Here is a 13,173-nt window from a genome sequence, read left to right on the forward strand (position 1 = left end):
AAGTATTCTTAAATTGGGTACAAAAAACTAAGCCCCTACAAAAGGGACTATCATAATCCTTTGTTCCCACTATTTGATTATAGTTTTATTTAAGAATACCTTGCCGCATATTTTTTACTCCTTTTCTGGACTTGAATTATTATATCACATCAGTTTTAGGAAAACAAGTATCTAAAAGAAATTTTTCTTCCCCTTATATGTAACAATCATACCGGCTTCCTAACGTTCAGAATGGTTTCTACTGTCTGCTGCGGTGTTTGGTTGGAATTGTCCAGCCAAAAGCCGATCCGTGGTGTTGTCTGCATTTTACTAAATACAAATTTGTCTTTCTCTTAATTTCCTATTATACACCAAAATTATGAATATTTCTACCCGCCGTCTATTGACCTCAATTACGAGGGAAATAGGCGGCTTTTTTGTTTCTAAAAAAATATTTTCAAGAAATTTTTGAAAAAGGGGTGATTTTGGGTGTGCATTTTGACCCCCTTTGTCCAAATGAGTGAAGGGGTTAATTCCGAACCACGAAAAGGTCAGCCCATTCACTTGTATTTTGACAACTGAATAAATCATTCACTAAGACTTTAATTCTGATGATTTTAGCCACCTTATCGGGTACGCCGTGACTTCTGCATTGCAGAACAGCGAGAACTCCCGGTATAAGTAACAGGTTGCCCCTGTTACGGCGATGACAGTCAGAAGGATAATGATACTTCTCTACGGAGCTGGCGGAGTACCCGGCAGAGGTGAAATTCCTATGATACAGATTAGCAACCTGTTCCTTAGTGACTTCCCGTGAGCTTTATGCTCGGCAAGGGGTGTTGAGAACAAATATTGCCCGACCGGTTAGGAAATGAGCCGGTCAAGTACATAGCCATACTGCGATGGCTATGAATTTTACGAAAGGAGGACGCACAAAGTGTCGAACTGCAAAACGATTGCGATATGCAATCAAAAAGGCGGAGTTGGAAAGACGACCACTACGGTAAACCTCGGCGTCGGTCTTGCAATGCAGGGAAAGAAAGTGCTGCTCATAGACGCAGACCCACAGGGCGACTTAACCACTTGTCTCGGTTGGCAGGATATGGATAACTTGGGTATCACGCTTGCAACAAAACTCACAGATGTCATAAACGAAACGATGAATGACCCTACGGTCGGTATTCTGCACCACGACGAAGGTGTTGACCTTGTTCCGGCAAACCTTGAGCTTTCTGCGATGGAATTTAACCTTGTCAACGCAATGAGCAGAGAGACGGCATTGAGAAATTATCTCAGCGAAGTGAAGGACAAATACGACTATATCCTTATAGACTGTATGCCTTCCCTCGGAATGGTAACAATCAATGCGCTATCTGCGGCAGACAGCGTTATTATTCCTGTTCAGGCTCAGTATTTACCGGCAAAAGGAATGACGCAGCTTGTTCAGACCATTTCAAGAGTTAAGAAGCGTATCAATCCGAACTTAAAGATTGGCGGTATGCTTCTCACTTTGGTGGATAGCCGTACCAACCTCGCCAAAAGCACGGTAGAAGCTCTGAGAGAAAACTTCGGTAGTCAAATCAAGATGTATCGAACATATATCCCGATTGCCGTAAAAGCCGCAGAGACTTCTTCCAAAGGCAAGAGCATTTATGCCTACGAACCCAACAGTACGGTGTCAAAGGCGTACACCGAATTTACAAAGGAGGTGTTAGCCGATGGCAGGAAGAAAGAGCGACTTCACTCTCACGAAGCTCGATGACTTATTTTCAACGCAGGAACAGAGAGATGAAGAAAAGCTTTCCAAAATTCGAGATATTCCCTTGACTGAAATTGACGATTTCCCCGACCACCCTTTTAAGGTGCGTGATGACGAGGATATGGCACAGCTCATTGAGAGTATCAAGGAACGAGGGGTTATTACTCCGGCAACGGTAAGGCAGAAAGAGGACGGCAGATACGAACTCATTTCAGGACACAGACGAAAGCGAGCTTGTGAACTGGCAGGATTTGAAACACTGAGAAGTGAGATTGTAGACCTAAGCAGAGATGAAGCGACCATTTTAATGGTTGAGAGTAATTTTCAGAGGGCAGAGATATTGCCAAGTGAAAAAGCCTTTGCCTATAAAATGCGTTTGGAAGCAATGAAAAGACAAGCAGGCAGACCTACAAAAAATAATTTAGTCCCAGTGGGACAAAATTATTCAAGGGAAGAACTTGCTGCACAAAGTGGAGAAAGTCAAACACAAATACAGCGTTATATTCGTCTGACAAACCTTGTTCCTGAACTGCTTGAATTTGTTGATGAGGGGCGTATTAAAATGCGTCCTGCCGTAGAACTTTCTTATCTTGATGAAGATTGCCAGCGTGATGTGGTTGACGAAATCGACTTGAATGACGCAACCCCGTCACACGACCAGACAATCCGTATGCGAAAGTTATTCAACGAGGGCAACCTTACAACAGAAGCAATCCACGCTGTTATGTCTGAGGAAAAGCCGAATCAAAAGGAAAAAATCGTGTTGAGGGGCGACAGAGTAAGACAGCTTATCCCGAAAAACATTCCCGTCAGTCAGACGGAGGATTTTGTCTGCAAAGCATTGGAGCATTACAACAAGTTTTTGCGTAATCGTGCAGAACGTGACAGCAGATAGCCTGAGTTACAGTTCCCCTTTCTCACACTCTAACCCCTTAGTTATACTTCTACCTACCGAAAATGATATATATTATCTCACTTGAATATAACTATCTCAAAGTATATGTCTATCTCTAAGGGGCAATCGCACAGTATGAACGGACTGGAGGTGTATGGTAAAATGAAAAATTAACGAAAAATCCGCATTTGTTTTTCGGCAGGTAAATCTTGTCGTAAGAGAAAATCCACAAAGGCACATCGTAGAGATACGGTGTGTTTTTCAATTTTTACAGGAGGAAACGCAATGATAAAGTCAAAATTCAAAAGAGTCACGTCGCTTTTCTTGGCGACCCTTATGTGTGTGACCACTTTTGCAGGCATTGGCTCGACAACAGCATATGCTGCTTCGGGAGAAAAAGCCGATGTTTATATGGTCGATTTCCCTCGTGATGGCGATGCTAATTACGATGGGGTATGGGGACACAGTAATTTGACCTTGAAAAATGGTTGGCATACCGGACGTTCCAATTTTACCAATCTTAAGGCTATTGGCTCATACTCAGGCAATGTTGCTTATTGTATTGAGCCGGGAATTTCGCTCAAGGTCGGTCAGACAATGAATAAGTATGACGAAAATTATTTTAATAACCTTGCATCCAATGGGGTTATTTCCGGAGATGAAATCCGTCTTTTCGTTGGTCGTATTTTACAGTATGGCTACCGTGGGACAATCTCGACATCTTGGAGGTCACAGAATGAAGCAGCAGCAAACAGCATTGCACAGGCTTATGCCACACAGCTTCTTATCTGGGAAACTGTTATCGGAGAGCGTGATGTGAACTTCAATCATGTAGCAGCCAGTGGTTGCAGCAATGTGAAAGATGTCATCAATGCAAAGCATCCGCTTCGCAATAAGATTTTCAGTTATTACAACAGTATGGTGCAGAGTGTACAGAACCATGCGACCATACCGAGTTTTTGTAATAAATCATCCGGTTCGGCAAAGACAATAGAACTTGAGTGGAACGGAAGCAAGTACACAACTACTCTGACAGATTCCAATAATGTGCTGTCCAAATATAATTTCAAGGCAAGTATCAGTGGAGTGAGCTTTTCAGTGAATGGTAACAAACTTACTGTTTCTATGGATACTGCACCGAGTAAGGAATTTACCATTACCGCAACGAAGAAAAATGCAGTCCGCAGAGGTGTGGTTGTATGGTCAGAGGGCAAACACGGTCAGAACTCCAGTGTGCAGGATGTTGTCAGCTATGCTCAGGAAGTAAGCGACAGTATCAACGGTTATGTGAAGATGAAAGTCAGCTATGGTTCTTGTCAGATTGTAAAGACCAGTGAGGACGGCAAGGTTGACGGTATCAACTTCACGATTACCGGAAACGGTATCAATCAGACAGTTACAACAGCTAATGGCGGTAAGTTCCAGATTGATAACCTTATGCCGGGTATCTATACTGTAACCGAGCAGTCATACGATAAGTACGAGCCGCAGGAAACACATAGAGTTACTGTTGTAGCAGGACAGATTGCAAAGGTCACTTTCAATAACAAATTGAAGCGTGGCGACCTTCAGGTAGTGAAGTCCTCAGAAGATAACCTTGTTGAAGGTGTGAAGTTCCATCTTTTCGGTACTTCTCTTTCCGGTGATGCTGTTGACCAGTATGCAGTTACAGACAAAAACGGTGTGGCAACTTTCAAAGATGTGCTTATCAGTGGTTCTGAACCATATACCCTTGAAGAAGTAGACACAGCTATCCGTTATGTCGTACCGAAAAATCAGACTGCACCAGTGAAGTGGAAAGAAGTAACCACAAGAAACTTCAATAACATTTTGAAGAAGTTTACTGTAACAGTCACAAAGAGCGACGCTGAGAAAGGCGAAGCACAGGGCAATGCCAAACTTTCGGGAGCAGTTTATGGTATCTATAAGGGCGAAACGCTTGTAGATAAGTATGTTACTGATGAAAACGGTCAGTTCACTACTAAAGAATATGTTTGTGATACCGACTGGACAACCCGAGAAATCACACCGTCAGAGGGATATTTGCTTGATAAGACTATCCATGAAGTAGGTGCAGACCCGAAACTTTATGAGGTGGAACACAACCTTACTTCCAATGATGTAACCGAGCAGGTAATCAAAGGCAATGTGGCTATCATCAAACATACCGATGACGGAGAAACAAAGATTGAAACACCTGAAAAGGGTGCTTCCTTTGAGATTTATCTGAAATCTGCCGGAAGCTATGATGCAGCAAATAAAGATGAGAGAGATACCATTGTTTGCGATGAAAATGGCTTCGGTCAGACAAAAGATATGCCGTATGGTATTTATACCGTACACCAGACTTCCGGTTGGGAAGGCAGAGAGATGATGGACGATTTTGATGTGTTCATTTCACAGAACGCACAGACCTACCGTTATCTTATCAATAACCGTAACTTTGAGAGCTTTGTCAATGTAGTCAAGGTGGACGCAGAAAGCGGAAAGAGTATTCCGTATGCAGGAGCAGGATTTAAGATTTACGACCCGCAGGGCAATCAGGTCAAAATGACATTTACTTATCCGACACCGACCACGATTGATGTGTTCTATACCGACGCAAATGGTTCTCTTGTCACACCTGAGAAACTGGATTACGGCAAGGGATATTCTATCGTAGAGGTACAAGCTCCATACGGATATGTACTTGATGATACTCCAGTATATTTTGATATTACCGAAGAAAATTCCACAGAGGAAGGCGGCGTAACTGTTGTGAAAGTCAATAAGCCGAATATGGCACAGAAAGGTACTATCACGGTTGAAAAGACCGGAGAAGTATTTAGTGGTGTCAATGTAAGTGGTTCTGAGGACAGTGATGTTATTTATCAGCCTGCTTATGAAGTGGCAGGACTTGAGGGTGCAGTTTATGAAGTCCGTGCTGCGGAAGATATTAGCACACCGGACGGTACACTCCGCTATTCAAAGGGCGAAGTGGTAGATACTATCACAACAAGCTCCGATGGATTTGTTAAGAGCAAAGAACTTTATCTCGGAAAATACGAGGTCAAGGAAATTACCGCACCTGATGGAATGGTAGTGAGTGGCGAAACACATACGGTTGAGCTTACTTATGCAGGTCAGAATATCTCTGTTACCGAAACTTCCACATCATTCTATAACGAAAGACAGAAAGTTCAGGTAAGCCTTGCAAAAGCCATTGAAAAGGATAAGACATTTGGTATTGGCGACAACGGAGAAATCAAAAACATCAGCTTTGGTCTTTATGCCGCAGAAGATATTGTATCTGCAAGCGGTACCGTTATTCCGGCTGATGGACTGATTGAGATTGTCAGCGTAAATGAAAATGGAACTGCTGTTATGAAGTCAGACCTTCCGTTTGGCAAATACTATGTCAAAGAGATTGCAACCGATGAGCATTATATTCTCTCTGATACGAAGTATCCGGTTGTATTTGAATACGCAGGTCAGGATACCGCAACGGTTGAAATTAAAGTGAATGACGGAAAAGAAATCAAGAATGAACTTATCTATGGTTCTGTATCAGGTAAGAAGATTGACGAGAATGGAGAAGCACTTGAGGGTGCTGTTATCGGTATCTTCAAAGCCGAAGAAACAGAATTTACAAAGGATACTGCACTTATGACGACTACCTCTGCAAAAGACGGTAGTTTTTCTTTTGCAAAAGTTCCTTATGGCAAATGGATTGTAAGAGAAATCGAGCAGCCAAAGGGATTTGTTCTTGATGAAAAAGCGTATGAGGTCAATATCAGCAAAGCCGAGCAGGTAGTTGAAATTGAGATTGTCAATGAGTATGTTCACGGCAATATCAGACTCACGAAGATGGACGCTGAATATCCAGATAACAAACTTACGGGTGCAACCTTTGAGGTATATAAGGACACCAATGAGAACGGAAAGATTGATGATGGCGATGAACTTATCGGAAATCTTGAAGAAACCGAAACCGGAATTTATGAGATGAAAGAGCTGCTTTACGGAAAATATATTGTCCGTGAAACAAAAGCACCAGAGGGCTTTCTGCTTGATAAGGGAGAATACTCTGTTTTCATTGAGAAAGACGAAACAACTTATTCCGTTGAGAATAAGGCTGGTGTTGGATTTATCAATGAAGCTATGCGTGGAACACTGAAAATCGTCAAGACATCTTCAGACGGTAAGGTTAAAGGTTTTGCGTTCAGAGTAACCGGAGCAAACGGTTATGATATGACATTTGAAACAGATAAGAACGGCGAAATTGTGATTGAGGGACTTCGTATTGGCGAATATACCGTATCCGAAGTGGCAAACAATGCCTCTGCCGCATATATCACACCTGCCGACCAGAATGTTACTATCAAACTTGATGAAACAGCCGTTGTAAAAATGCACAATGAGTTGAGGGATACTCCGAAAACAGGAGATGATACCAATATGAAACTTTGGTATGTCCTTGCCGGACTTTCTGCTGTTGGTATCGCCGTAACTTCTGTTGTTGCACACAAAAAGAAGAAAAAGGAGGGTAACGAGTAATGGAAGCAAAGACAATTATCGCTATCGCATTAGTCGCCGTTATTGTCGGCGGCTTTATCTTTCTTCAGGTTAAAAACCGTAAGAAGTAAGTAACAAGCGAACATTAACCAGTCGGGGCAGAGCGTAAAAAACTCTGTCCCTTTAATTTTTGGAGGAACATTATGAAACAACAGAAAACGGTGGAGAGCCGAGTGCTTGAAATCTTAAAGGAATGCCCGATGTCGAGGTATGATGATATGCTTCTCATTCTGCATTATTACAATCGGTACGGATATATACCTGCCGGAAATCTTCCGCTTGAGGATATTGTATTTAATTACCGAGCATACGGACTTCCTTGTTTTGAAACCATACGCAGGGCAAGGCAGAGAGTACAGTCCCTTTTTCCTGAGTATTCACGTAATCCGCAGAAAGAAGAACAGAGCGGCAGTATTTCTATTGTAATCAACATTAGCTAAGGAGGTATTTTCGTGAAAGACAAAGCAACTTTTCAGAATAAGGTCAAGGTGCTGAATAAACTCTTTGACTCCGGTTGTGATACGGAGAAAAAGTTGCAGCAGCTTGATATGGAAGCAATCCTGAAAATCCCGAATATCACGATTCCTGATATGGGTGTGATTATGGAGCTTCAGAAGAATACAAAGTCCGGTAAACTCTTTTCGTATTTGGGCGGCGGTTCTGATGAAGCAACAAAAATGAGAGGTAAGGAAAATGAAGCAACAGGAGAATAGAGCAGAGCCGCAGGAAAAGCAAATTCGATTTATAGACAGTCATTACAATTTGAAATTCTATATTCCCGATGGAGGGAAAATCAGGATTACTTTTCGTGATGGACACACAGCAGACAGAGTGTGCAAGTATATTGATGACTACCATTTGTATGTCGGAAATTGCTGCTATCATATATGCGAGTTTGCTGAAAAAATGGAGCTTAGTGGAAGTAAAGTTGAACCTGTCAATCAATCCGAACCGTCAAAAAACAAGACCAGAAACAGAGAAAAACAGCGATAAGGAGGTGCAAGAGTAATGGCACGAAAATATGACCTTATTTCTGAGCTTTACAACCGCACCTGCAAAACGGTTGTGTCAAATCCTCAGAACTGGCAGGCATTCTTGGCTTCGGCTTGCCGAAATTATAAGTTACGTTATGACGAACAGCTACTTGTATATGCACAGCGACCTGATGCAACAGCGGTTCTTGAGATAGAGCAGTGGAACAAAATTTTTGGCAGATGGGTCAACCGAGGTGCAAGAGGTATTGCTGTTTTTGCTGATGAAAACCGTTCACGGCAAAGACTGACACATTACTTTGACATTTCAGATACTCACGAAAGCAGATATTCAAGAACAGTCCCGATTTGGGATATGCGTCAGGAATACGAAGCTGATGTGATTGAAACATTGGAAAGCACTTTCGGAGAGATTGAGAATAAGAGCAGTCTTGCCGAAGCAATTATGGGAGCAGCAAGAAATGCGGCAGAGGATAATATCCCTGATTATCTGCAAGACCTTTACTATGCAACCGAGGGCAGTTCCTTTGAGGAAGTGGAAGAGGATATTGTGGCTTTCATTTATAAAAATGTCGTGGCAAATAGTGTGGCATATATGATGATGTCAAGGCTTGGCGTTGATACGGACGGTTATTTTGAACTTGATGATTTCAGAGATGTTACTAACTTCAATACGCAGGAAACACTCAATGCACTTGGATTTGCTACCAGTGATATTGCAGAAATGGGATTGACGGAAATATCTAAAACAATTACTGCACTCAACCGTCAAAATCGCATAATTGTCGGTCAGGACAGAAATGAATACAATAAGGTTGAAAATAATGACGAAAGGAGTTTGGACAATGAACGAACTGACCTACACGATGGTGGGCGATTACAGCCTTCCGAACCTGAAACTTCCACAGCAGCCGGAAGTGACGCTGGGCAGATACGCTCAGATGAGGAGAGAGTTTCTGAAGGAACATCACAGAGTCCTTTACTACAATCTCCTGACGAGGGGCGAACTGACACAGCACTTGGCGGAAGTGGAACAGAGAGCCAGCAAGATGGAGGAAACAATCCTGAGCCAGATGGCACAGAAAGAGGGAGTGACCGAACAGATGAAAGCGGAGGATATGATGAAATGGGTTCGTCTGATGAACTCCCTTCGCAGCTCGGCACAGGAAATCGTGAAAGCGGAAGTGATATTCGCTTAGAGTATTACGACAGAACGCACGAGGATAAAAGCCTTCCGTTCTTTGGACGTGATGAAGTAATCAATGAAATTCTCAGAACGACACCACATTTGTCAGCAAGTCTGGAAGAAATCAAAGATTATTATGAACGTAATCCTGATAACAAAGACCGCACAGAGTATATAAAGAGTATTTTCAATAATGATTATACCGAACTTACTTTAGAGGACGGCAGGACAGTAGGGTACAAGACCTTTGAAAATGTTCTGCATTTGTGGGAGGGCAAATACGACAGCAGAACCGCACAGAGCTTTTATGATTGGGCTGTTATTGCCCGACACTTTGAAGCTATGCGATTACTGGGAGAATTAAGTGACAGCATAAAACCATTACCGTCAATGGACGGTCAGATGACATTCATATTAGACGGTCGGGCAGAGGAAAAGAAAACCTCTGCCTTTACTTTTTCTCAGGAGATTATCGACGCTATTCTTGCGAATGGAAGCGGATTTTCTGAGGGAAAAATGCGTATTTATGAGCAGTTTGAAAAAAGCCTTTCTGCAAAAGAAAATGCCGACTTCTTGAAAAATGAATACGGTTGGGGCGGCTCTTATCCAGTAATAATCGGAGCAAGCATCGATGAGAGCCACGATGGAAAAGGTATTACGATTACGAAAGGTATCGGTAAAGAGAAGCCGCATATCACGCTTTCGTGGTCGCAGGTGGAGAAGCGTATCGGGGAACTTATCCGAATGGACAGATACTTAAATCCAAAGGAAAAAGAACACTATCCTCAGTGGCTTGAAAGTCAAGAGGAACGCAGAGCCAAAATCGAGGAAACGAAAAGAAATCGTGAGATACTTTCTAATGCACCACTGGAGCAAGAGGTCGAACCAACCGAAAAAGAACCTGAAGAAGCAGAACAGCTACAAGATGTGCAGTATGAATATCATCTTGGCGATAAGGTGTATATCGGTGCTTCTGAGTACGAAATCTTATCTGTTGATGATGAGAGAGTAATGCTCTATGACTATGATATGCCACTGTTCAATAAGGAATTTTCACGCACAGAGTTTGACAGAAAAGTGCGAGAGAATCCGATAAATGAGCATTTGATTGTAAAGGAAGAACCTGCCGAAGAAAGAAATGATAAAGAGCCTGAGCCGGTAGTTCCCGCTTGGGAGCAGAAGAAAAAGGTCAAAGGATTTGACCTGCACCCTGATGTGCCTATGGCAGACTGTCATACCTTTAATCTCAGAGAAAATGAGGTTGAAACGGTTGGTAAAAAGGAACGCTTCCGCAGAAATATTATGGCGATACAGCTTCTTAAAAAATGTCAGGAAGAAAACAGATTTGCCACTCCTGAAGAACAGATTATCTTATCAAAGTATGTCGGTTGGGGTGGGCTCTCAGAAGCCTTTGATGAAAATAATTCAGCGTGGGCAACGGAATATCTGGAACTATCTTCGGTATTAACACCGGAGGAATATGCTTCGGCAAGAGAAAGCACGTTGACTGCGTTCTACACGCCGCCTGAAGTTATCACAGCCATTTATAAGGCAATGGAGCAGATGGGCTTTAAGGAAGGCAACTTGTTAGAGCCGTCCTGCGGTATCGGTAATTTCATCGGTATGCTGCCGGACACAATGCAGGACAGTAAGATTTACGGTGTGGAACTTGATACGATTTCCGCAGGGATTGCACAGCAGCTTTATCAGAAAACAACCATTGCGGCACAAGGATTTGAAGAAACAAATCTGCCGGACAGCTTCTTTGATGGAGTGGTTGGTAATGTGCCTTTTGGAGATTTTAAGGTATCGGATAAAAGATACGACAAGCATAAGTTCCTGATACACGATTACTTTTTTGCAAAGTCCCTTGATAAGTTAAGACCCGGCGGTGTGATGGCTCTTGTAACGAGCAAAGGCACAATGGATAAGGAAACTTTAGCAGTACGAAAGTATATTGCACAGAGAGCAGAGCTTCTTGGAGCAATCCGATTGCCGAATAATACCTTTAAGGGTAATGCAGGAACGGAAGTCGTTTCGGATATTCTTATCCTACAAAAGCGTGACAGACTGATAGATATTGAGCCGGATTGGGTTCATCTTGATACCGATGAGAACGGAATTAAGATGAACTCTTATTTTGTGCAGCACCCCGAAATGATACTTGGAGAAATGAAAATGGTATCGGGGCGTTTCGGTATGGAAGCAACTTGTGTGCCGTATGAAAATGCAGACCTTGCAGCACAGCTTGATGAAGCAGTAGCAAACATTCACGGAGAAATCACGGAATATGAAACTGAGGAAGAACTGGAGGAGGAAGATAATTCTATTCCGGCAGACCCGACAGTGAGAAACTTTTCCTATACGTTGGTAGACGATAAAATCTACTATCGTGAAAATTCCCGTATGACTCCGGTGGAAGTGTCGGCAACCGCAGAGAACCGAATTAAGGGTATGATTGCTATTAGAAATTCCGTCAGAACGCTGATTGAATTGCAGACAGAAGATTACCCTGACAGCGAAATCAAAGCGGAGCAGAAGCGATTAAACAGACTTTATGATACCTTTTCAGGTAAGTACGGACTCATTAACAGCCGTGCAAATACTTCTGCTTTCTCGCAGGATAGTTCATTCTCTTTGCTTTCCGCATTGGAGATAATCGGAGAGGACGGAGAACTGGAGCGTAAGGCTGATATGTTTTCTAAGAGGACAATTAAGCCGCATACTCCGGTTACTTCTGTTGATACGGCAAGTGAAGCGTTGGCGGTATCTCTTGGAGAAAAAGCCACGATTGATATGGACTATATGATGGGGATTTCCGGTAAATCGGAGAATGAAATCTTTGAGGACTTAAAGGGTGTTATCTTCTTAAACCCGCTTTATGAGTATGGAAATTCTTACGAACCGAAGTATCTGATGGCTGATGAATACCTTTCGGGTAATGTCAGGGAAAAGCTGAGGATTGCAAAGAAATCGGCAGAACTCTATCCGAAAGATTATAAGGTCAATGTAGAAGCACTTCAAAAGGTGCAGCCGAAAGACCTGACTGCAAGTGAAATTTCCGTGCGACTTGGTGCAACTTGGTTGCCACCGGACGATGTGCAGGAGTTTATCTTTCATTTGCTTGAAACACCACGCTATGCACAGTGGAATATCAAAGTTCACTTCTCCCCATTTACGAGTGAGTGGAATATTGAGGGCAAATCTTACGACAAAGGAAATGTAAGGGCATATAACACTTACGGAACTTCCCGCATCAATGCCTATAAGATTATCGAGGAAACACTGAACTTAAAAGATGTGCGTATCTTTGATTATATCGAAGATGATGAGGGAAAGAAAAAAGCTGTCCTGAATAAAAAGGAAACAGCGATTGCTCAGTCGAAGCAGGAAATGATTAAGCAGGAATTTCAGGACTGGATATGGTCTGACCCTGAACGAAGGGAAAGGCTTTGCAAATCCTATAATGAGAAATTCAATAGCGTCAGACCTCGTGAGTATGATGGAAGTCATATCATATTCAATGGTATGAACCCTGAAATTGAACTCAGGGAACATCAGAAAAATGCGGTTGCTCATATCCTTTACGGAGGAAATACGCTTCTTGCACACGCAGTCGGTGCAGGAAAAACTTTTGAAATGGTAGCGGCAGCACAGGAGTCGAAAAGGCTTGGGCTTTGTAATAAGTCACTGTTTGTTTGATATTGTCAATATTGGTTGACACATTTATCTCAAAGATATCACTGACTATGCAGCCAGGTCCAAAGATTGATAGTATCTCTGGCGCTTGATGATCGGAGGAAGCCCA

7 protein-coding genes are annotated in these 13,173 nt (G+C 42.6%); all 7 read left to right on the forward strand.

Features of this window, described 5'->3' with window-relative positions; all coding sequences use genetic code 11:
- The first annotated feature begins 916 nt into the window (after positions 1–916).
- Positions 917–1,741 (forward strand): ParA family protein, encoded by an 825-nt coding sequence (locus ACTQWB_RS17655; protein ID WP_135660712.1) that lies wholly within the window; start codon positions 917–919, stop codon positions 1,739–1,741.
- Positions 1,698–2,633 (forward strand): ParB/RepB/Spo0J family partition protein, encoded by a 936-nt coding sequence (locus tag ACTQWB_RS17660; protein ID WP_441502736.1) that lies wholly within the window; start codon positions 1,698–1,700, stop codon positions 2,631–2,633. Before ACTQWB_RS17655 ends, ACTQWB_RS17660 begins: the two co-directional genes overlap by 44 nt.
- 285 nt (positions 2,634–2,918) lie before the next feature.
- On the forward strand, positions 2,919–7,169 hold the full coding sequence (locus ACTQWB_RS17665; RefSeq protein ID WP_441502737.1) for a SpaA isopeptide-forming pilin-related protein: 4,251 nt from the start codon (positions 2,919–2,921) through the stop codon (positions 7,167–7,169).
- Between the two features lie 161 nt (positions 7,170–7,330).
- Positions 7,331–7,627, forward strand: coding sequence for a hypothetical protein (locus ACTQWB_RS17670; protein ID WP_055062735.1), 297 nt, complete (start codon positions 7,331–7,333; stop codon positions 7,625–7,627).
- Between the two features lie 12 nt (positions 7,628–7,639).
- A complete protein-coding gene (locus ACTQWB_RS17675; protein WP_023920501.1) occupies positions 7,640–7,900 on the forward strand; it encodes a hypothetical protein in 261 nt (86 codons plus the stop codon).
- A complete protein-coding gene (locus ACTQWB_RS17680; RefSeq protein ID WP_015512771.1) occupies positions 7,881–8,180 on the forward strand; it encodes a hypothetical protein in 300 nt (99 codons plus the stop codon). Before ACTQWB_RS17675 ends, ACTQWB_RS17680 begins: the two co-directional genes overlap by 20 nt.
- A gap of 15 nt (positions 8,181–8,195) precedes the next feature.
- Entirely contained in the window at positions 8,196–13,067 is a 4,872-nt protein-coding gene (locus tag ACTQWB_RS17685; protein ID WP_441502738.1) for an N-6 DNA methylase, read from the forward strand.
- Positions 13,068–13,173 lie beyond the last annotated feature (106 nt).

The organism is Blautia sp. HCP3S3_H10_2 (assembly GCF_052122375.1).
In the GTDB taxonomy this organism is placed as follows: domain Bacteria; phylum Bacillota; class Clostridia; order Lachnospirales; family Lachnospiraceae; genus Blautia_A.